We start from the raw sequence: 19,612 nt of genomic DNA on the forward strand, positions 1-19,612 counted from the left end.
TTCAGGCGCCTTCAACAATGACGAAGTGACCGGTCGAGGCGGCAAGCCTGTACTTCAATGCCTCCCGGTATTCAGGCGATTCGTAGCATTCTATCGCCTTGTCGTAGGACTCGAACTCGACCAGGACGTGGCGGTTGCCTGTCGGCCCTTCCGGGTTCGCATAACGCCCCGCCCGCACGGGAAACTTCGCGCCATATTTCGCAAAAGCCGCCGCGTTCGCCTCGATATACTGCTTGTAGCCCTCGGGATCGCGGACATCGACCATCGCCATCCAGTAGCCTTTCTTGCTCATTTCTTAGGGCCTCCAGCGCAGGAAATTGGTGATCAGCGCCAGGCCAAGCGCCTGGCTCTTTTCGGGATGAAACTGCGTGCCGGCGAGATTGTCGCTGATAACAGCAGCTGCAACCGGACCACCATAGTCGGCAATCGCCAGCACCTCGTCCGGCTTCTGCGCGTCGAGATGGTAGGAATGAACGAAATAGGCGTGCAGCCCCTTGCTGCCGGTCGGAATGCCGGAAAACAGCGGATGCTTGCGCGTGAGCTCGATCGTGTTCCAGCCGATCTGCGGGATTTTTAGCGCAGGATCGGCCGGGGTGATCTCCTTGACGTCGCCGGCGATCCAGCCAAAGCCTTTTGTGACAGTCTTTTCCAGGCCCCGCTCCGACATCAGCTGCATGCCGACGCAGATGCCGAGGAACGGCCGCCGCTTGACGATCGCGACCTCCTCGACCGCCTCCCACATGCCGGCCACGGCGCGCAGCCCGGCCGCGCAATCGGCATAGGCGCCGACGCCGGGCAGGACGATGCGGTCGGCGGTTCTGACACGCTCGGCATCGGCGGTCAGGTCGATGGCGGCGGCGATGCCGGCCTCGTGCGCGGCGCGCTCGAAGGCCTTGGTGGCCGAGCGCAGGTTGCCCGAGCCATAATCGATGATCGCGACCCGCATGTCATGGCCTTCCCGGCGTGTGCGTCAGTCCGAGCACCAAGCCTGTCTGTGCCGGCCGGGCATGGGCAGCGTCCGGAACGATGCGCGGCACTGGCGCTGGCTCATCCGCACGCGCTTCGGCTTCCAGCACATAGCGCGTATCGGCATCGTCGAGCCTGTCGGCCTCGACGACGCCCCATTCGTGCCAGCCACGACGGCGCAGCGCGGCGATCCGCAACGCCTGCCCTTCCAACCCGACATAGAGCGATACCAGCAGCGACAGCAGCGGGCCGGCCAGCCCAAGGCTCAGCCCTTCGGCAAGCATCGAAAGCAGAGCCATGCCGACAAACGCCAGTGCTGCCTCGATCCACAACCGGTGCCAGAGCAGCCACAGTGGCGGCACGAGGAAGCCAAGCCAGGAAAACCCATCACGGACAAAGGCCGTTGTGTCAGGCTTTTCGCCGCGGCCCGGCGGTTCCATCACGACATAGACGGCCATGGCCTATCCCTTCAGAGATCCCTTGGTGGAAGGAACCGCGTCAGGCTGGCGCGGGTCGCTTTCAAGCGCGAAACGCAGCGCACGCGCCACCGCCTTGAAGCAGGTCTCGGCGATGTGGTGATTGTTGGCGCCGTAATGGTTGGTGACATGCAGCGTGATGCCGGCATTCTGCGCCAGGGCCTGGAAGAATTCGCGCACCAGTTCGGTGTCGAACGTGCCGATCTTCGGCGACGAGAACACAACGTTCCAGACAAGGAAAGGACGGCCGGAAACGTCGATCGCCGCGCGCGTCAGCGTCTCGTCCATGGCGAGATCGATCGAGGCATAGCGCATGATGCCGCGCCGCTCGCCTAGTGCCTTGGCCAGCGCCTGACCGAGCGCGATGCCGGTGTCCTCGACCGTGTGGTGATCGTCTATGTGGAGGTCGCCCTTGGCCTTGACCGTCATGTCGATCAGCGAATGGCGCGACAGCTGGTCCAGCATGTGATCGAAGAAGCCGACGCCCGTCGAAATATCGGATTTTCCCGAGCCGTCGACCTGGACCGATACGGAGATGTCGGTTTCCCTGGTCTTGCGGCTTGCGTTGGCGGAACGGGGCGGCATGTTCATCCTTGTCCAGAGTTCAGGCGTTCCAAGCGTCCACATGCTTGAAAGCGTCCACATGCTTGAAAACGAGAGCCTTCTAGCAGCATGATCCGGTGATTGCCAGTTGCCGTGCCAAGCAGTATCGAGCCTGGCCGATGACCGGTTGGCAATCGTCGGACCTATGCATACATAGGGTCGATCAAGTCACTCGTAATGCGCCAATCGCCTTGTCGGGACCGGTGCTGATCGGAGCAGAGATGTCGAACGAACTGACCATGCACGCCACGACGATCCTGACCGTGCGCAGGGGCGGCAAGGTGGTGATCGCCGGTGATGGCCAGGTCAGCCTTGGCCAGACGATCATGAAAGGCAACGCCAAGAAGGTGCGCCGAATCGGCAAAAGCGGCAATGTCATTGCCGGTTTCGCCGGCGCCACCGCTGATGCCTTCACGCTTCTGGAGCGGCTGGAGGCCAAGCTCGAACAATATCCGGAGCAATTGACGCGGGCCTGCGTCGAACTCGCCAAGGACTGGCGCACCGACCGCTATCTGCGCCGGCTGGAAGCGATGATGCTGGTTGCCGACAAGTCGGTCTCGCTGGCGCTGACCGGCACCGGCGACGTGCTCGAACCCGAACATGGCGTCATGGCGATCGGCTCGGGCGGCAATTATGCGCTGGCCGCGGCGCGCGCGCTGATGGACACCGACAAGGATGCCGAAGAAATCGCCCGCAAGGCGATGCAGATCGCATCCGACATTTGCGTCTACACCAACAACAATTTTGTCATCGAAATCCTCGATGCCGGCTGAGCCGGCCGCTGGCCATGATCCCGAAAAGTGGAAACCGGTTTTTGCTTCGCTGACCTTCGGTTCGCAGGAGATCATGGCCAAACGAGAAAATAGATATGATTTTCGACCGGTGACGGAGGCGGACCTGCCGATGATCGCGGCATGGCTGGCCGAGCCGCACGTCGCGGAGTGGTGGGACGATCCCGAGACGGAGATCGCCCAGATCCGCGAGCATATCGACAGCATTTCCGTCGAGCCGCTGATCATCGAGCTCGACGGCGAGCCGATCGGCTACATGCAGAGCTACGATCCGCATCTGGAGGACGGCCACCCCTACAGCGACCAGCCTTTCGGCACGCTCGGCATCGATCTGTCGATCGGCAGGCCCGAGCTTGTCGGACGCGGCCACGGCTCGGCAATTGTCCGGCAGTTCGTGGAACAGCTGTTCGAGGAAGGGGCACCGCGTGTCATCATCGACCCGGATCCATCCAACGGACGAGCGATCCGTGCCTATCAAAAGGCCGGGTTCAGAGCTATCGATCGCAGGCAATCGGAATATGGCGACGCCGTGCTGATGGCAATTGACGCCGAAGAGCGCGACGCCCAAGAGGGCAATATCGAATAGGGTGACGCCGAATAAGGCGCCGAAGAGGGGCAGTAACAGCATGAGTACAAGCGGCGCCGACAAGACCGTCTCGGCCTATGAAGACAGCTGGCGGATGGGACTTCTGCTCGTCCTCGGCCTGATTATATTCCAGGCTGGAGCCCTTTACGGCATGGGCCGAACGCCGATCTGCGAATGCGGCTATGTCAAGCTGTGGCACGGCATCGTGCAGAGCTCGGAGAATTCCCAGCATATTTCCGACTGGTACACATTCTCGCACCTCATCCACGGCTTCCTGTTCTACGCGCTGGCGTGGGCTCTGTTCCCGCGCTCGCCGATCGGGCTCAGGCTGGCTTTTGCCGTCGTCATCGAGGGCGGCTGGGAGCTTCTCGAGAACAGCCCGTTGATCATCGAGCGCTACCGCGCCGGCACGATCTCGCTCGACTATTACGGCGACAGCATCATCAATTCGGTGGCGGACACGCTGGCGATGGTGCTGGGATTTGTGATGGCGCGCAGGCTTCCTATATGGGTGATCGTGACCCTCGCTCTCATCTTCGAATTCGGTGTCGGCTACATCATCAGGGACAATCTGACACTCAACGTGATCATGCTGCTGCATCCGTTCGAGTCCATCCGGCAGTGGCAAAGTGGAATTTAGCGATATGACCACATTCTCACCCCGCGAAATCGTTTCGGAACTCGATCGCTTCATCATCGGCCAGAAGGACGCCAAGCGCGCCGTGGCCATCGCCTTGCGCAACCGCTGGCGCCGCCAGCAGCTCGAAGGCCAGATGCGTGAAGAGGTGATGCCGAAGAACATCCTGATGATCGGCCCGACCGGCGTCGGCAAGACCGAGATCTCGCGCCGCCTAGCGCGCCTTGCCGGTGCGCCGTTCGTCAAGGTCGAGGCGACCAAGTTCACCGAGGTCGGCTATGTCGGCCGCGACGTCGAGCAGATCATCCGCGACCTGGTCGAGATCGCCATCGGCCTGGTGCGCGAGAAGATGCGCGAGGACGTCAAGGCGCGCGCCCATATCAATGCCGAGGAACGCGTGCTGGAGGCGCTCGTCGGCAAGACGGCGAGCCCGGCGACGCGCGACAGTTTCCGCAAAAAGCTGCGCGACGGCGAGCTCGACGACAAGGAGATCGAGATCGAAGTGAGCGATACCGGCACCGGCGGCATGCCCGGCTTCGAGATCCCCGGCATGCCGGGCGCCAATATCGGCGTGTTGAACATCAACGACATGCTGTCGAAAGCGATGGGCGGCCAGAAGACCAAGACCCGCAAGACGACGGTGAAGGAATCCTACGCGGTGCTGGTCGGCGACGAGTCCGACAAGCTGCTCGACCAGGACGAGGTGGTGCGCAGGGCGCTCGAATCGACCGAAAACGACGGCATCGTCTTCCTCGACGAGATCGACAAGATCGCCTCGCGCGAAGGCGGCATGGGCGCCGGTGTTTCCCGCGAAGGCGTGCAGCGCGACCTGCTGCCGCTTGTCGAAGGCACCACGGTCGCGACCAAATACGGACCGGTGAAGACGGATCACATCCTGTTTATCGCATCGGGCGCGTTCCACGTTGCCAAGCCATCCGACCTGCTGCCCGAACTGCAGGGCCGTCTGCCGATCCGCGTCGAGCTGCGTGCGCTGGAGAAGGACGATTTCGTCCGCATCCTGACCGAGACCGAGGCCAGCCTGATCAAGCAGTACATCGCGCTGATGAAGACCGAGGGCGTCGATCTCGTCTTCACCGACGACGCCATCGATTCACTGGCCGGCATCGCCGTCGATCTCAACGCCAGCGTCGAGAACATCGGCGCCAGGCGGCTGCAGACGGTGATGGAGCGGGTGCTGGACGAGATCTCCTATGACGCGCCGGACCGCCACGGCACGTCGGTGACAGTCGACGCCGCCTATGTGGAGAAGCATGTCGGCGATCTGTCGAGAAACACGGATCTGTCGCGATTCATCCTGTAGCAGGCGATCCATCCGCAAGAGTCGGACCGGCGGAGCCGGCACGTGTGGCCAAATGGAAGCATCTGGCCAGCTTTTGTCTTGCCGGGCGACGGGGCTCTCGACTCCCGTTGCAGCTTTACCTAGTTTGCCGGCAACACCAGCGCCGCGCAGCTTTTTGGATGCGCAAAGGACGCTGTACAGTTGGTTCTGCGCATGACCCCCGAAAATCGGTTCCGAGGGTCATGCGTTGTTGCAGGCGGCGGCGCATGAAAAAAACGATCCTCGTCACTCTCGGGCTGACGCTGGCGACAGCCATGTTCGCCGCCGAAGCGGCGACCATGGTGCCGCCGGGCAACAGTCATGTCGAGCAGCCCAACATACCGGGCGCCTCAAGCCGGCGCACCCAGGCCACCAACACCACCTTCCAGTCGAAATACCGCAAGGTCTATGCGCTGCTGCAGCACGACGCCGGTCTTCGCGGCAAGATCGAGCAGGCAGCAGCGACCTATGGCATCGATCCTATGCATATCGTCGGCGCCATCGTCGGCGAGCACACCTACAATGTCGACGCCTACGACCGGCTGCAGACCTACTACGTCAAGGCGATCTCCTATCTGTCGAGCAAGCTGTCCTTCGCCTACGAAGGCGAGGACATCACCGATTTCGTGCAACGGCCGCAATTCCAGGAATGCGTCGGCAAATCGGATAGTTACGAGCTCTGGGAATGCCGCGAGCAGGTGTGGAACCTTTCCTTTCGCGGCAAAACTGTCGGCGGTGAGAGCTTCCCCGACGACCGCTTCGGCGCGACTTTCTTCCAGCCCTATTATGCCGGCCAGACTTTTGGCCTGGGCCAGCTCAATCCGCTGACCGCCTTGCAGATGAGCGATCTCGTGCACCAGGTGTCCGGCCTGCCGAAGCTCGACGTCGGCGATCCGAACGCGGTCTACAAGACCATCATGGATCCGGACCTGACCTTGGACTATGTCGCGGCGACGATCCGGAAATCGATCGATGCCTATCAGAGCATTGCCGGCTTCGACATATCGGGCAATCCCGGCATCACATCGACGCTCTACAATGTCGGCAATCCTGAGCAGCGCGCCCATGCGCTGAAGGCCGAAAACGACAGGCGCCGCGCCGCGGGCGAACCGGAGAAGCTGCCTGAGGAAAATTACTATGGCTGGCTGGTCAACGACAAACTGCCGGAGCTCAACGCGCTGTTTTAGTGGGTGTTGAGATCTGGCCTTCGAGCTGAAATCGAAGTCGCCTCTTCGGCGTTTGCGCTGCCCCTCATCGCCCTGCCGGGCACGTCTCCCCGTATAGCGACGGGGAGAAGGACGCCTTCGCAAAGGATTTCGCCAATCGCCCAGGGTTGCAGAAAGAACGCCAGGTTCGCGGCCAGCTTCTTTCTCCCCGTTTACGGGGAGAAATGCCCGGCAGGGCAATGAGGGGCGGCGCCTGCTTTCGACAATCGGCACGCACCGGGCTCACGCCGCCAGCAGCGACTTCAGCTTGATCGTTTGCGAACCGAGCGCCTCAGGCGCCGGCTTTGCCCTTTTTGCGATCAGCATCTCGGCCAGCCTGATGTCGCGGGCGACAGAATTGCCCGGACCGATTCCGCTCGCCGCGACCAGCCTGCCGTCTTGCGCCAGGTGAAACAGGATGAAGGCGCCGTCGTCGAGGTCGCGGCGCACGACCTTGCTGCCCTCGTCCGACAGCCCAGATATCTGCAAGGTCAGGCCGTACTGATCCGACCAGAACCATGGCACAGCCGAGTGGGCCTCACCGGCGCCAAGCATGTTGCTGGCCGCAATCGCGCCCTGCTCCTGCGCGTTGCGCCAGGCCTCCAGCCGCACGCGCCGGCCGCCATAGACGGCAAGCGGAAACGAGCAGCAATCGCCGGCGGCAAAGATATCCGGATCGCTGGTGCGAAGCTCGGCATCGACGGCTATGCCGTTGTCGATCGTCAGGCCCGCTTCTGCGGCAAGTCCGGTCACCGGCACAGCGCCGATGCCGATCACCGCCAGGTCGGCGACGATGTCCTGCCCGCCGGCAAGCGCGATGCTCACCTCGGCGCCGTCATCGGCAATCGCGGCGATTGCGTCGCCGCACAGGATTTTGACGCCTTCGGCTTCATGCGCCTCGTGGACGATCTTGGCGATCTCGGCCGGCACGCCGCGCATCAGGATGCGCGGCTGCGCCTCGATGACGGTGACAACTGCGCCCAGTCTGCGTGCTGCGGCGGCGAGCTCAAGACCGATGAAGCCGCCGCCAATGATGGCGATGCGGTTTCCGGCGCGGAGATGGGCTCGAATTGCCAGCGCGTCGTTGAAGGTCCGGAGATAGGCACAACGCGGCCCGAGGCCCGGCATTGGCAGTCTGCGCGGCAGGGAACCGGTCGCCAGCAGCAATTTGTCGTATGGCAGCGCCGAGCCGTCCGACAGGCGCACGACATGAGCAGCGCGGTCGATCGCCACCGCCTGAACCGAATGGATATGCCTTATCGATCTCTCGGCCAGGATCTCATCGCTGGCGATCGCCTTGATCACCGGCGCATCGCCGGCCATCGCGTCCTTCGACAGCGGCGGCCGCTCATAGGGCAGATGCGGCTCGTCGCCTACCAGCGTCACCGGGCCATCATAGCCGAGATCGCGCAGCGCCAGGGCAGCCCGCCCGCCGCATTCGCCGGCGCCGATGATGAGCATTCCTTTCGCCATCACCGTCACCCGATCTGAATGAGGATTTTGCCGGCGTCGAGCTTGACCGGATAGGTCCTGAGATTGACGCAGACCGGCGCGCCCCTGGCTGCACCGGTCTTGTAATTGAAGCGGCCATTGTGCTTCGGGCATTCGATGATGTCGTCCATCACCAACCCGTCGGCCAGATGCACCTTCTCATGCGTGCAAAGGCCGTCCGTCGCGAAATATTCGTCGTCGGGACTGCGATAGATGGCGAAGGTGCGGCCGTCATGGTCGAACCGCATCACGTCCTCTTCGTCGATGTCATCGGCACCACAGGCCTCGACCCAGTCGCTCATTGGTCCTCCCGGGCAGAATTTTTCTTGGTCAACATGCCCCGGCACAGGCGCGCAAATCATTCGGCTGCTGCCGCGACGGCGTCGTTATCGTTGTGGAATTCCTCGCGATAAGGCTTGGCGGTCGGCGGCAGTTCGCGCTTGAGGAAATAGTCTTCATTGCGCAGCTGGCGCAGGAAGGCAGGCACCATCTCGCGATAGCCGGCCAGGATCGATGGCGTCGGCGCCGGCAGGTCGTGCTTGATCAGCTCATGCAGCCTCGGCAGCGCGTGGTAGGGCACCATCGGGAACATGTGGTGCTCGACGTGGTAGTTCATGTTCCAGTAGATGAAGCGGCTGATCGGGTTCATGTGGACCGTGCGGCTGTTGAGGCGATGGTCGATGACATTTTCGGCGAGGCCGCCGTGCTGCAGCAGGCCGGTCATGACATGATGCCAGGCGCCGTAAAGCCTGGGCAGACCGACCAGCATCAAGGGCAGGAACGAGCCGCCATAAAGCGCCAGCGCGATTGTCGCGGCATAGATCGCGGTCCAGATGCGGGCAATGCGGATCGCCTTTGGCTGCTCCTGCTCGGGAATGAAGGTCTTTTCCGCCGGGCTGATGATACCGGCCGCGTTGCGCACCATGTCGGCCATGGCATGCCAGGCATCGACAATGCCGAAGAAATTGAGCACGACGCGCAACAGGTCCGGCGGGCGCATCACCGCGATCTCCGGATCGCGGCCAACGATGACCGTGTCAGTGTGATGCCGTGTATGGCTCCAGCGCCAGGTCACCGGGTTGCGCATGATCATGAAGCAGGCGATCTGATAGACCGCATCATTCATCCACTGCGTCCTGAAGGCGGTGCCGTGGCCGCATTCGTGCCAGCGTGAATCAGTGGAAGAGCCGTAGAGCACGCCATAGACGAAGAAGAACGGCACGCACCACAATGTGCCCCAGAACCAGGCGCCGCCGGCGCCGCTCACGACCAGGGCGGAGAGCCAGATGATGGTGTCGCGGATCGCCGGCCCATCGGAGCGCTGCATCAGCTCCTTCATCTGCTTGCGGGGCACGTCGGTATGATACCATTCGGCCGCCGCCAGGCCGGTCTCGACGGCGCGTTTCGCGTCGCGGCCGAGCAGGCTGTAGTCTCGCCGGGACGGCATTGCGGATAGTGTCGCTTCCATTGAGGCTGCCTCCGTCGGCATCCGTCGGAACGGGTGCCTCTGCCACAGGTGCTTATGCCCTAAAATAACGCCAAGCCGTGATAGGCTCAACATCATGAAGATAGTTTCTATCATTTCCCATCAGAATGATGTATAGCCTATGCCAGGCAATCAGGCAGGAAGCGTATGGCAAAACGGCCGACCATCACCGATCTGGCGCGTATTTCGGGGGTCAGCGTCGCCACCGTCGATCGGGTGCTGAACAATCGCCTGCCGGTGCGCGAGGAAACCGCGCGCCGCGTCTATGAGGCCGCCACCAGCATCGGCTACCACGCCGCCGGGCTGATCAAGCAGCGGATGCGCCAGGAACTGCCGGAATACCGGCTCGGCTTTCTGCTGCTGAGGGGCAATGATGTTTTCTACAGCGATTTCGCCCGCGAGATCGAACTGGCTGTTTCGCAATCGCAGCGCTTCCGCGGCGTCGCAACCATCGATTTCGCCAGTTCGCTGGCCCCCGACGAGACCGCCGCGCAGATGCGCAAGCTGGCGGCGAAATCCAGGGCAGTCGCCCTTGTCGGTCCGGACCATCCGACGCTGACGGCAGCCGTCGAGACCCTGAAGGCGAGGGGGCAACCCGTCTTCTCCCTGCTATCCGACTTTGCAGCCGGCATCCGCGAGGGCTATGTCGGCCTCGACAACCGCAAGGTCGGTCGTACCGCGGCCTGGATGATCGCCAGAGCGGCGAGAAAGCCCGGCAAGGTCGCCCTTTTCGTCGGCAGCCATCGCTTCCATGGCCATGAGCTGCGCGAGATCGGCTTCAGATCGTTTTTCCGCGAGCATGCGCCGGAATTCACGGTGATGGAGACGCTGGTCAACCTGGAAGCCAACCAGGTGACCCATGATGCAATGATCGATCTTCTGGCGCGGTACCCGGATCTGGCCGGCTGCTATGTCGCTGGCGGCGGCATGGAAGGCGCGGTTTCCGCGCTAAGGGCGGCCAGGCCGGCAAACATGCCAGTGGTCGTCTGCAACGAGATCAACGCCGAATCGCGCGCGGCGCTCGCCGACAACATCCTGACCATGGTGATTTCGACGCCGCTGGCAGCACTATGCCGCGAACTTGTCGGGCTGATGGTGCATGCCATCGAGGCAGGCGCCGCCAATGCGCCGGGCCAGACCTTCCTGCCCTTCGACATCTATCTGCCGGAAAACATCTAGGCTCGGGCAGAAGATCTGGGCTCAGCCAAGACATCCTGTTTAGATCGGGACGTCGGCAGTGATGTGAACCATCAGCCTGATGGATTCTTGCAGAAGGTTTGCCGACCCTCAGCCGCGTTGTCCGAAAAAACCGGCAGCCGCTTTCGGAATCTCCTTGACGCCCGCCAGTAGAATGGAATAAATATTTCACCAACTAGGTATTTTGGTTCTTTCGTTCCGGAACATCTGTTTCAACGGAGGGCTTGGCGTTCCAGCCAACGCGGAAATCGCCATCGGAAAACGGAGAAGCAATCGGGAGAGATTCCCTGGGAGATCGGGGATTCCGGGTAGATCGGTGCAGCCGGACACCAATTCTGTGGAGGAGAAATAGAATGAAAAAGCTGCTGTTGGGCGCCGCATTCCTGGCGCTGATGAGCTCGTCCGCCCTCGCTGCCAAAATCGGCGTGTCGATGGCGCTGTTCGACGACAATTTTCTCACCGTGCTGCGCAACGGCATGATTGAGCAGGCCAAAGGCATGGAAGGCGTCGAACTGCAGGTCGAGGACGCGCAGAACGACGTCGCCAAGCAACTCGACCAGATCAAGAACTTCGTCGCCTCGGGCGTCGACGCGATTGTCGTCAATCCAGTCGACACCTCGGCCACCCAGGCAATGTCGGATGCCGCCGCTGCGGCCAACGTTCCGCTGGTCTATGTCAACCGCGAGCCGGTCAATGTCGACACGCTGCCGGACAACCAGGCTTTCGTTGCCTCGAACGAGGTTGAGTCAGGCACTCTCGAGACCCAGGAAGTCTGCCGGCTGTTCAAGGAAGCCGGCAAGACCGAGGCCAATGTCTATGTGATCATGGGCGAACTGTCGAACCAGGCCGCGGTGCAGCGCACCAAGGACATTGACGATGTGATCGCCACTCCCGAATGCAGCTTCATCAAGATCATCGACAAGCAGACGTCGAACTGGAAACGCGAGGAAGCACAGAACCTGATGACCAACTGGCTGTCGACCGGCGCGCCGTTCGATGGCGTGATCGCCAACAATGACGAGAGCGCCATCGGCGCCATCCAGGCCATGAAAGCTGCCAACATCGACATGAAGTCGGTTGTCGTCGGCGGTGTGGACGCCACCCAGGACGCGCTTGCCGCGATGCAGGCGGGCGATCTCGACGTCACCGTGTTCCAGGACGCGGCCGGCCAAGGCGCCGGGGCGCTGGACGCGGCGCTCAAGCTTTCCAAGGGCGAGGCGGTTGAGCAGAAGGTCTACATCCCCTTCCAGCTGGTCACGCCGGCAAACATCGACAAGTTCCTGCAGAAGAATTGAGCAGAGGAGCGTTCTCGATAGGAGCGGCGCGGCAGAGGATCGGACCGGTTTTTGGAAATCCGACGCTTTAAGAACAAAAAGCAGCGCCGCTCCCTCTTTTCCCTCATCGCCGAAACAAGCGGCGGGAGGGCGACTGCAGCTGATGGAGGAAGCAAAAGTTGACACAGACAACCCATGGCGTCGGTGGACTGAGCTATGATGCGAAAAAGCGGACATGGCCTGCCGAATTCAACGTTTTCCTGGCGCTCATCATCCTGGTCGGCGCCTTCGAGCTGATAGGCCGCGTCTTTCTTGGCGACAGCTTCCTGTTCAACACCCGCGCCAACGTCGATACGATCTTCAACGAGGCGCGCCTGCAGATCATCATCCTGCAGGTGTCGATCGTCGGCATCATCGCCATCGGCGTGACGCAGGTGATCATTTCCGGCGGCATCGACCTCTCCTCTGGTTCGATCGTCGGCGCCACGGCGATGATCGCCATGAGCTTCGCCCAGGTGGCGACGGTCAACGGCAACCCGAACCCCAAGGCGATGTTCATCGAGCAGGGCTGGACCGACCTGCCGGTGATCGTGCCGGTGCTTGTCGCGATCGGCTGCGGCCTGCTGGCTGGCCTGATCAACGGCACGCTGGTCGCCTATACCCGCATTCCGCCGTTCATCGCCACGCTCGGCATGATGGTCACCGCGCGCGGTGTCGCCAAATGGTGGTCCAAGGGGCAGCCGATCTCGTTTCCCACCGAGAGTTTCGCCGCCATCGGCAAGGGGCTGATGCCGGTCATCATCTTCATATCGCTGGCGATTTTGTTCCAGCTGATCCTGTCATACACCAGATACGGCAAGCACTGTTATGCCATCGGCTCCAACGAGGACGCCGCGCGCATGTCCGGCATAAATGTCAAGAACCACAAGATCCTCGTCTTCGTCATTGCCGGTATCCTCGCCGCGCTAGCCGCCGTGGTGCTGAGCTCCAAGAACCTCACTGCTCAGGCCGGCATGGGCGTGATGTACGAACTGGACGCGATCGCCATGGCGGTCATCGGCGGCGTCTCGCTGTCGGGCGGCCGCGGTTCGATCATCGGCACGGTGATCGGTGCGCTGATCTTCGGCGTCATCATCTCCGGCTTCACCTTCCTGCGCCTCGACGCCTACTACCAGGAGATGGTCAAGGGCGTGATCATCATCGGCGCAGTCGTTCTCGACCAGTGGCGCCAGCGCCTGCGGGCAATGAGGGCTTGACCATGTCAGACATCGTCCTGAAGACCGAAAACCTGACCAAATACTATGGCGGCGTGCATGCGCTCGAAAGCGCGAATTTCGAACTGCGCAAGGGCGAGCATGTCGCCATCATGGGTGACAATGGCGCCGGAAAATCGACCTTCGTGCGCCAGATCACCGCCGTCGAGCAGCGCACCAGCGGCAAGATCTGGTTCGACGGCAAGGAAGTCAACTTCGCCGGACCGATCGCGGCGCGCGAGGCGGGCATCGAGACCGTGTTCCAGAACCTGGCGCTTGCCGACGATCTCGACGTGCCGTCGAACCTGTTTCTCGGCCGCGAAAAGGTGCTGTTCAATCTCGGGCCTTTCTCGATCCTCGATCGCAAGTTCATGCGCAAGGCGACCGAGGCAGCGCTGATCCGCACGGCGGTGAAGATTCCCAATCTTTCCAACACCATCCGCCACATGTCGGGCGGCCAGCGCCAGTGCGTGGCAATCGCCAGAACCGCGACTTTCGCATCCAAGCTCATCATCATGGATGAGCCGACGGCTGCACTTGGTGTGCAGGAGACGACGCAGGTAGAAAACATCATCCGCACGCTGAAAGCCAATGGCGAGCCGCTGATCCTGATCAGCCACAACATGCGCCAGGTGTTCGACCTGGTCGACCGCATCGTCGTGTTCCGGCGCGGCCGCATCGTCGCCAACCTGCGCAAGCATGACACCGACGGCAACGACATCGTCTCATACATCACCGGCGCCAAAACCGGGGAGGCGGAACTTGCGGCTTAGGGCGGATGCGCGGCGGGTCATCGGCCCGTCGCCGATCAGCTGCAGTAAGAAAATCTACTGCGCCTTGCCCTGAACGGTTCAGTAAAGACGCACTTCCATTTCGAACCATCCCAAAGGAAATTTCCATGTCTCTCCGCTTCGCTCTTCTCGGTGCCGGCCGCATCGGCAAGGTCCACGCCCGCGCCGTCGGTTCCAATCCGCAGGCCAGGCTGGTCGCAGTTGCCGATGCCTTCGAGAAGGCGGCGACCGATCTGGCGTCGGCCTATGGCGCGGAAGTGCGCAGCATCGACGCCATCGAAAAAGCCGGGGATATCGATGCGGTCATTATCTGCACGCCGACCGACACCCATGCCGATCTGATCGAGCGGTTCGCCAAGGCCGGCAAGGCGATCTTCTGTGAGAAGCCGATCGACCTCGACGCCGGCCGAGTGGAAGAATGCCTGGCCGTGGTCGACAAGGCCGGCGCCACTTTGATGGTCGGCTTCAACCGCCGCTTCGATCCGCATTTCGCCGCCGTGCGCAAGGCGATCGACGACGGCGCCATCGGCACGGTCGAGATGGTGACCATCACCTCGCGCGATCCCGGCCCGCCGCCGCTCGACTACATCGGCCGCTCGGGCGGCATCTTCCGCGACATGACCATCCATGATTTCGACATGGCGCGCTTCCTGCTCGGCGAGGAGCCGGTGGCGGTCAGCGCCCACGCCTCGGTGCTGGTCGACAAAAAGATCGGCGAGGCCGGCGACTTCGACAGCGTCAGCGTCATCCTCGAAACCGCCTCCGGCAAGCAGTGCATCATCTCCAATTCGCGACGCGCCACCTATGGCTACGACCAGCGCATCGAGGTGCATGGCTCGAAAGGCATGGTTGCGGCCGAGAACCAGCGGCCGGTGTCGATCGAGCTGGCCAATGAAAAGGGCTATACGCGCCCGCCGCTGCACGACTTCTTCATGACCCGCTACCTCGACGCCTATGCCAACGAGATCGCCGCCTTCATCGCGGCGGCGACGTCGGGCAACAAGGCGGCGCCGAGCGGTGGGGACGGGCTCGTCGCGCTGCGGCTGGCGGACGCGGCGCTGAAATCGGCGACGGAAGGCAAGGCCGTCCGCCTCGACAAGACAGTCTGACCATCAAGCACAGGAGCAAGGCGATGAACGGTTCCGCCGGTCGAAATTCACAAACACGCGCCATCGTCACCGGCGGCGCGCAAGGCATCGGCTTCGCCGTCGCCGAGGCGCTGGCCGACGAGGGCTGCCGCGCCCTGGCGCTGGTCGGCCGTTCCAGGGAGAAGGGCGACAAGGCGGTCGCCGCACTTGCGAAAGACGGCGTCGAGGCCATTTTCATCAGCGCCGACGTCTCGGTGGTGGCCGATTGCAAGCGGGTCGTCGAAACCGCGATCGCTCATTTCGGCACCGTCAATGCGCTGGTCAACGCCGCCGCCACCTCGGCCCGCGGCTCACTGGTTGAGACCTCCGAGGATCTTTTTGACCAGATCTTCCAGACCAATGTGCGCGGCCCCTTCTTCCTGATGCAGGGTGTGGTGGCGCATCTGCTCGACCGCAAGGCGCTTGGCTCGATCGTCAACGTGCTTTCGATGTCGGCGCATTGCGGCCAGTCGTTCCTGGCGCCCTACTCGTCGAGCAAGGGCGCACTGGCGACGCTGACCAAGAATGTCGCCAATGCCTATCGCAGCAATCGCATCCGCTGCAACGCCGTGCTGCCCGGCTGGATGGATACCGAGGGCGAGGCGATCGTGCAGAAGAAATGGCACGACGCGCCGGACGACTGGCTGGAAAAGGCCGAGGCAGCGCAGCCGATGGGCCAGTTGGTGAAGCCGGCGCAGCTTGCCCGGCTGATCAGCTATATGATCAGCTCGCAGTCCGGCGTCATGACCGGCTCGCTGGTCGACTACGACCAAACCATTGCAGGGTCTTCGCCGGAATAGCGTCATCTGAGTAGCGTCATCTGAACGTGACAAGCACCCTGGCTTCGGCTATAGGGCTGGCATGATCCACCTGACCGCCTCGTTCTGGTACTTTAGCTACGGCAGCTCGCTGGCGGCGGGAGGATTGCGCTCGATCTGAAGATTGCAGCAACAACATCCGAACAGCCGCCAGACCTGGCGGCTTTTTTGTTTCAGCCGGCAGGTCTCCCAACCAGGAGCAGAAAGCCGTGTTGACCACCACAGATGATCTTCGGGTCAAGGAAATCCGAGAGCTGAGTACGCCGGACGACGTGATGCGGGAGATACCGCGCACGCTGACGGCGACGCGCACCGTTGCTGCGTCACGCAACGCTATCCATGCCGTGCTGACCGGCGCCGACGATCGGCTGGTCGTCGTCGTCGGCCCCTGTTCGATCCACGACCCGATCGCTGCCGTCGACTATGCCAGCCGGCTGGTGGCGCTGCGCGAGAGCCTGTCGGACCGGCTGGAGATCGTGATGCGCGTGTATTTCGAGAAACCGCGCACGACCGTCGGCTGGAAGGGCCTGATCAACGATCCCGACCTCGACGGCAGCTTCAACATCGACAAAGGCCTGCGGATGGCCCGCAACGTGCTCTCCGCGGTCAACAATCTTGGCCTTCCGGCGGCGACCGAATTCCTCGACATGGCCACCCCGCAATACATTGCCGACCTCGTCGCCTGGGGCGCGATCGGCGCGCGCACGACGGAGAGCCAGATCCATCGCGAACTCGCATCCGGCCTGTCCTGCCCGGTCGGCTTCAAGAACGGCACCGACGGCAATTTGCGGATCGCCGCCGAGGCGGTGAAGTCCGCCGCCCAGCCGCATCATTTCATGGCGGTGACGAAGGGCGGGCGCAGCGCCATCGCGACGACCACCGGCAATGAGGACTGCCACGTCATCCTTCGCGGCGGCATTCAGCCCAATTATGACGCGGCAAGCGTCGCCGCCGCCAGTGCGGAACTCGCCCGGATCGGTGTCGCGCCACGGTTGATGATCGATGTCAGCCACGCCAACAGCAACAAGAAGCCCGAGAACCAGCCGAAGGTCGCCGCCGACGTGGCGGGCCAGGTCGCGGCAGGCGACGAGCGCATCATCGGCGTCATGATCGAGAGCAATCTCGTCGCCGGCCGGCAGGAAGTCACGCCCGGCAAGCCGCTCATCTATGGCAAGAGCATCACCGATGGCTGCATCGACTGGGCGACCACCGAGACGGTGCTGTACGGCCTTGCCGACGCCGTCGAGCAGCGCCGATCGGCGCGACGCGCCCTGGTCGCCAGCCGTCCAGGCGCCGCTTGAGACAGCTGACGCCGTTGGCCGCGAAAGCGCGGCCGGCGGCCGGCTGGAAGCAGCCTCTACCGCACCGCCACCCAGCGCTGCTCCTCGAACGAGCGCGCCATTGCGTGCACCGTGCGCTCGATCTCAAGGCCTTCGTCGAAATCGATGATGCGCGCCGGCTTGCCGGCCAGCCTGGTCAGCAGCTCGCGGCATTCGATGATCTTGAGGTCGTTGAAACCGAGACCGTGGCCGGGCGCCGGCAGGAAGGCGTCGTAGGGCTTGTGGTGCGGCGCCACCAGGATGGTGCGATAGCCTTGCTCGGTCGGGCGGTCGGCTGTCAGGTAAAGCTGGAACTCGTTCATCCGCTCCTGGTCGTACAGGATCGAGCCCTTCGAGCCGAAGATCTGGATGGCGATCCGGCCCTTGCGGCCCCAGGCCGAACGGTTGACCAGCAGCGTGCCGGCAATGCCGTTTTCGAGATGCATCAGCACGCTGGCGATGTCGTAGGTCTCGACCGCGCGGCGCCCGCCTGATGCGACGCGGCGATCGGCATAGGGTTTCGCCATGTCGCACATGACGCGGGCGACGCGGCCGAACAGCACCGAGACCAGCGACAGCGGATGCACGGCGAAATCGTCGAGGGCGCCGTAACCGGACGCCGCCTCGTGCTTCCAGAAGAACAGCGCCTCCGGGTCGGCCATGAAATCCTCGTCCATCTCGATGCGCAGATGATTGATTTCACCGATGATCTTTTCGTCGAGCAGCGCACCGATATGGCGGATGACCGGATTCTGGATGTAGTTGTAGCCGAGCGCGGCCACCTTGCCGGACTTTTTGGCCGCGGCCGCCATGGCTTGCGCCTCGGAAAAACTCGGCGCCATCGGTTTTTCGCACCACAGATGCTTGCCGGCTTCGAGGATGGCGATGGCCATCTCCGGGTGGAACTGGTTCGGCGTGGTCAGCGAGACGATATCGACGTCCGGGTCATCGACGACGGCGCGCCAGTCGCCGGAGCCCTTGGCGAAGCCGAACTCGGCCGCCCGGCGCTTGGCAAGGTCGTCATCGACCTCGCCGAGATGGACCAGCCTTGGCTTGGCCACGTCGGGAAAGACGGTGCCGACCGCGTTCCAGGCAATGGAATGGCACTTGCCCATGAACCCCGTGCCGATAAGACCGACTCCGACCATTTCCTTGTCTCCGCTGCCAGAAAGGTTGTGTGGATGAATTAGTCCATTTTTTCCAGAAATGGAACGCATGGCTCATTTTTTATGGCCTTCTTGCACAGGCTCGCTATGATGGGGCATCACACGGCATCGACTGATGGACCTGGGCGGAGCGACTATGGACGAACGGGTGCCCCGCGATTTCGAGACGCTGCGTACGACGATCCTGGAACGGCGCCAGAGCCTGCCCAAGCGCATCGCGCAGATCGCCGCCTATGCGCTCGACAATCCCGACGATATTGCCTTCGGCACCGCCGCCAGCATCGCCGCCTCCGCCGGCGTCCAGCCTTCGACCTTGATCCGCTTCGCCCAGCAGCTCGGCTTCGACGGCTTCACCAGCCTGCAACTGGTGTTTCGTGAGCGCCTGCGCGAGCGCAATTCGTCTTATGATGAAAGGCTGGCGGCATTGCGCGCCAAGGCCGAGGAAGGCGCCGGTCACCGGGCGATTTTCGACGGCTTCGTCGCCGCGGCGAGCACCTCGCTCAACGATATTTCAGACAGGTTGAACGAAGACCATTTCGAAGCTGCCATCGCCTTGCTGGCGAAGGCGGAGACGATTTATGTGCTGGCCAAGCGCCGCTCCTATCCGGTCGCCTCCTACATCGCCTATGCGCTGGGCAAGCTCAAGATCCGCAACCAGCTGATCGAATCAGCCGCCGGCCTCAACGCCGAGATGATCAGCTTTGCCTCGCCCAGGGATGCCGTCATCGCCATCAGTTTCTCGCCTTATGCCCCGGCGACCATTGAGGAGGCGCGCGTCATCTCGGAGCAAGGCGTTCCGATCGTAGCGATCACCGACAGTTCCTTTTCCCCGCTCGCCCAGTTCGCCAGAGTCTGGTTCGAGGTCGCCGAGGCCGATTTCGCCGGCTTCCGCTCGCTGTCGGCAACGATGGCGCTGGCCATGGCGCTGACCGTCGCGGTTGGCGAGAAGCGCCGCGATGCAGGCCGCAAACGCAAGACCTAGGGACCACTTTTCAGCAAAGGAACGCTCGTTCCATCTTGACTATGGATTGGAATTATTATTTCATATTTCCGGCGCCACGCTGCCACTCGCGCGTGTTACCCAAAC

The 19,612-nt window shown here is 62.6% G+C and carries 21 protein-coding genes; 13 read left to right on the forward strand and 8 right to left on the reverse strand.

Features of this window, described 5'->3' with window-relative positions; genetic code table 11:
* Position 1: 1 nt before the first annotated feature.
* The 4 genes from AC0L2M_RS26180 to hisB are packed head-to-tail and all read right to left on the reverse strand — an operon-like array spanning position 2 to position 2,027.
* A complete protein-coding gene (locus tag AC0L2M_RS26180; protein ID WP_023796919.1) occupies positions 2-292 on the reverse strand; it encodes a DUF1330 domain-containing protein in 291 nt (96 codons plus the stop codon).
* Positions 293-295: 3 nt separating this feature from the next.
* Complete coding sequence (gene hisH, locus AC0L2M_RS26185; RefSeq protein ID WP_473536286.1) at positions 296-946, reverse strand: imidazole glycerol phosphate synthase subunit HisH; 651 nt, start codon at positions 944-946, stop codon at positions 296-298.
* Position 947: 1 nt separating this feature from the next.
* Complete coding sequence (locus tag AC0L2M_RS26190) at positions 948-1,424, reverse strand: DUF2628 domain-containing protein (RefSeq protein WP_091592551.1); 477 nt, start codon at positions 1,422-1,424, stop codon at positions 948-950.
* Between the two features lie 3 nt (positions 1,425-1,427).
* On the reverse strand, positions 1,428-2,027 hold the full coding sequence (gene hisB / locus AC0L2M_RS26195) for an imidazoleglycerol-phosphate dehydratase HisB (protein ID WP_091592962.1): 600 nt from the start codon (positions 2,025-2,027) through the stop codon (positions 1,428-1,430).
* Positions 2,028-2,266: 239 nt separating this feature from the next.
* Here hisB and hslV point away from each other — a divergent pair, with 239 nt between their 5' ends.
* From hslV to AC0L2M_RS26220, 5 genes are all read left to right on the forward strand, one after another.
* Positions 2,267-2,818 carry an ATP-dependent protease subunit HslV gene (hslV, locus tag AC0L2M_RS26200; RefSeq protein WP_023796923.1) on the forward strand — a complete coding sequence of 184 codons (552 nt, stop codon included), beginning with the start codon at positions 2,267-2,269 and terminating at the stop codon, positions 2,816-2,818.
* Between the two features lie 73 nt (positions 2,819-2,891).
* A complete protein-coding gene (locus AC0L2M_RS26205) occupies positions 2,892-3,422 on the forward strand; it encodes a GNAT family N-acetyltransferase (protein WP_473536303.1) in 531 nt (176 codons plus the stop codon).
* A 40-nt stretch (positions 3,423-3,462) separates the two neighbouring features.
* The gene (locus AC0L2M_RS26210; RefSeq protein WP_023796925.1) at positions 3,463-4,062 is read left to right on the forward strand and encodes a DUF2585 domain-containing protein; all 600 of its coding nucleotides are present in this window, start codon (positions 3,463-3,465) and stop codon (positions 4,060-4,062) included.
* Between the two features lie 4 nt (positions 4,063-4,066).
* Positions 4,067-5,380, forward strand: coding sequence for an ATP-dependent protease ATPase subunit HslU (gene hslU, locus AC0L2M_RS26215; RefSeq protein WP_023796926.1), 1,314 nt, complete (start codon positions 4,067-4,069; stop codon positions 5,378-5,380).
* A 245-nt stretch (positions 5,381-5,625) separates the two neighbouring features.
* Positions 5,626-6,585 (forward strand): DUF1402 family protein, encoded by a 960-nt coding sequence (locus AC0L2M_RS26220; protein ID WP_023796927.1) that lies wholly within the window; start codon positions 5,626-5,628, stop codon positions 6,583-6,585.
* Between the two features lie 261 nt (positions 6,586-6,846).
* On the opposite strand, the gene AC0L2M_RS26225 is transcribed toward AC0L2M_RS26220, so the two are convergent.
* Genes AC0L2M_RS26225 through AC0L2M_RS26235 form a run of 3 tightly spaced genes read right to left on the reverse strand, consistent with a single transcriptional unit; the run spans position 6,847 to position 9,562 of the window.
* The gene (locus tag AC0L2M_RS26225; protein ID WP_473531374.1) at positions 6,847-8,076 is read right to left on the reverse strand and encodes an NAD(P)/FAD-dependent oxidoreductase; all 1,230 of its coding nucleotides are present in this window, start codon (positions 8,074-8,076) and stop codon (positions 6,847-6,849) included.
* Between the two features lie 5 nt (positions 8,077-8,081).
* The gene (locus AC0L2M_RS26230; RefSeq protein WP_023796929.1) at positions 8,082-8,396 is read right to left on the reverse strand and encodes a MocE family 2Fe-2S type ferredoxin; all 315 of its coding nucleotides are present in this window, start codon (positions 8,394-8,396) and stop codon (positions 8,082-8,084) included.
* A gap of 56 nt (positions 8,397-8,452) precedes the next feature.
* Entirely contained in the window at positions 8,453-9,562 is a 1,110-nt protein-coding gene (locus AC0L2M_RS26235; protein WP_128172837.1) for a fatty acid desaturase family protein, read from the reverse strand.
* Positions 9,563-9,727: 165 nt separating this feature from the next.
* Here AC0L2M_RS26235 and AC0L2M_RS26240 point away from each other — a divergent pair, with 165 nt between their 5' ends.
* From AC0L2M_RS26240 to AC0L2M_RS26270, 7 genes are all read left to right on the forward strand, one after another.
* The gene (locus AC0L2M_RS26240) at positions 9,728-10,759 is read left to right on the forward strand and encodes a LacI family DNA-binding transcriptional regulator (RefSeq protein WP_473536287.1); all 1,032 of its coding nucleotides are present in this window, start codon (positions 9,728-9,730) and stop codon (positions 10,757-10,759) included.
* 371 nt (positions 10,760-11,130) lie between these two features.
* Entirely contained in the window at positions 11,131-12,072 is a 942-nt protein-coding gene (locus AC0L2M_RS26245; RefSeq protein WP_077374705.1) for a sugar ABC transporter substrate-binding protein, read from the forward strand.
* A gap of 158 nt (positions 12,073-12,230) precedes the next feature.
* A complete protein-coding gene (locus AC0L2M_RS26250) occupies positions 12,231-13,307 on the forward strand; it encodes an ABC transporter permease (RefSeq protein WP_128168852.1) in 1,077 nt (358 codons plus the stop codon).
* A gap of 2 nt (positions 13,308-13,309) precedes the next feature.
* The gene (locus AC0L2M_RS26255; protein WP_128172835.1) at positions 13,310-14,077 is read left to right on the forward strand and encodes an ATP-binding cassette domain-containing protein; all 768 of its coding nucleotides are present in this window, start codon (positions 13,310-13,312) and stop codon (positions 14,075-14,077) included.
* A 125-nt stretch (positions 14,078-14,202) separates the two neighbouring features.
* On the forward strand, positions 14,203-15,204 hold the full coding sequence (gene iolG, locus AC0L2M_RS26260; RefSeq protein ID WP_473531372.1) for an inositol 2-dehydrogenase: 1,002 nt from the start codon (positions 14,203-14,205) through the stop codon (positions 15,202-15,204).
* Positions 15,205-15,227: 23 nt separating this feature from the next.
* Positions 15,228-16,022 (forward strand): SDR family oxidoreductase, encoded by a 795-nt coding sequence (locus AC0L2M_RS26265; protein WP_023796934.1) that lies wholly within the window; start codon positions 15,228-15,230, stop codon positions 16,020-16,022.
* A 227-nt stretch (positions 16,023-16,249) separates the two neighbouring features.
* Positions 16,250-17,341: a 3-deoxy-7-phosphoheptulonate synthase gene (locus AC0L2M_RS26270; protein ID WP_023796935.1), complete on the forward strand. Its 1,092-nt coding sequence runs from the start codon at positions 16,250-16,252 to the stop codon at positions 17,339-17,341.
* Between the two features lie 56 nt (positions 17,342-17,397).
* Here the strand turns inward: AC0L2M_RS26270 and AC0L2M_RS26275 are convergent, their stop codons facing one another.
* Complete coding sequence (locus AC0L2M_RS26275) at positions 17,398-18,507, reverse strand: Gfo/Idh/MocA family protein (RefSeq protein WP_473531369.1); 1,110 nt, start codon at positions 18,505-18,507, stop codon at positions 17,398-17,400.
* A 154-nt stretch (positions 18,508-18,661) separates the two neighbouring features.
* Between AC0L2M_RS26275 and AC0L2M_RS26280 the strand changes: the two genes are divergently transcribed.
* Complete coding sequence (locus tag AC0L2M_RS26280) at positions 18,662-19,507, forward strand: MurR/RpiR family transcriptional regulator (RefSeq protein ID WP_473531368.1); 846 nt, start codon at positions 18,662-18,664, stop codon at positions 19,505-19,507.
* The last annotated feature ends 105 nt before the right edge of the window (positions 19,508-19,612 follow it).

Source organism: Mesorhizobium sp. WSM4806 (genome assembly GCF_055811635.1).

Bases quoted from the DNA above. Each gene is read 5' to 3' on its own strand.
- hisB (WP_091592962.1), bottom strand. From the start codon at position 2,027: ATGCCGCCCCGTTCCGCCAACGCAAGCCGCAAGACCAGGGAAACCGAC.
- AC0L2M_RS26220 (WP_023796927.1), top strand. From the start codon at position 5,626: ATGAAAAAAACGATCCTCGTCACTCTCGGGCTGACGCTGGCGACAGCC.
- AC0L2M_RS26180 (WP_023796919.1), bottom strand. From the start codon at position 292: ATGAGCAAGAAAGGCTACTGGATGGCGATGGTCGATGTCCGCGATCCC.
- AC0L2M_RS26230 (WP_023796929.1), bottom strand. From the start codon at position 8,396: ATGAGCGACTGGGTCGAGGCCTGTGGTGCCGATGACATCGACGAAGAG.
- AC0L2M_RS26280 (WP_473531368.1), top strand. From the start codon at position 18,662: ATGGACGAACGGGTGCCCCGCGATTTCGAGACGCTGCGTACGACGATC.
- AC0L2M_RS26240 (WP_473536287.1), top strand. From the start codon at position 9,728: ATGGCAAAACGGCCGACCATCACCGATCTGGCGCGTATTTCGGGGGTC.
- AC0L2M_RS26265 (WP_023796934.1), top strand. From the start codon at position 15,228: ATGAACGGTTCCGCCGGTCGAAATTCACAAACACGCGCCATCGTCACC.
- AC0L2M_RS26235 (WP_128172837.1), bottom strand. From the start codon at position 9,562: ATGGAAGCGACACTATCCGCAATGCCGTCCCGGCGAGACTACAGCCTG.
- AC0L2M_RS26255 (WP_128172835.1), top strand. From the start codon at position 13,310: ATGTCAGACATCGTCCTGAAGACCGAAAACCTGACCAAATACTATGGC.
- AC0L2M_RS26210 (WP_023796925.1), top strand. From the start codon at position 3,463: ATGAGTACAAGCGGCGCCGACAAGACCGTCTCGGCCTATGAAGACAGC.
- hslV (WP_023796923.1), top strand. From the start codon at position 2,267: ATGTCGAACGAACTGACCATGCACGCCACGACGATCCTGACCGTGCGC.
- AC0L2M_RS26225 (WP_473531374.1), bottom strand. From the start codon at position 8,076: ATGGCGAAAGGAATGCTCATCATCGGCGCCGGCGAATGCGGCGGGCGG.
- AC0L2M_RS26245 (WP_077374705.1), top strand. From the start codon at position 11,131: ATGAAAAAGCTGCTGTTGGGCGCCGCATTCCTGGCGCTGATGAGCTCG.
- AC0L2M_RS26205 (WP_473536303.1), top strand. From the start codon at position 2,892: ATGGCCAAACGAGAAAATAGATATGATTTTCGACCGGTGACGGAGGCG.
- hslU (WP_023796926.1), top strand. From the start codon at position 4,067: ATGACCACATTCTCACCCCGCGAAATCGTTTCGGAACTCGATCGCTTC.
- AC0L2M_RS26190 (WP_091592551.1), bottom strand. From the start codon at position 1,424: ATGGCCGTCTATGTCGTGATGGAACCGCCGGGCCGCGGCGAAAAGCCT.
- iolG (WP_473531372.1), top strand. From the start codon at position 14,203: ATGTCTCTCCGCTTCGCTCTTCTCGGTGCCGGCCGCATCGGCAAGGTC.
- AC0L2M_RS26275 (WP_473531369.1), bottom strand. From the start codon at position 18,507: ATGGTCGGAGTCGGTCTTATCGGCACGGGGTTCATGGGCAAGTGCCAT.
- hisH (WP_473536286.1), bottom strand. From the start codon at position 946: ATGCGGGTCGCGATCATCGATTATGGCTCGGGCAACCTGCGCTCGGCC.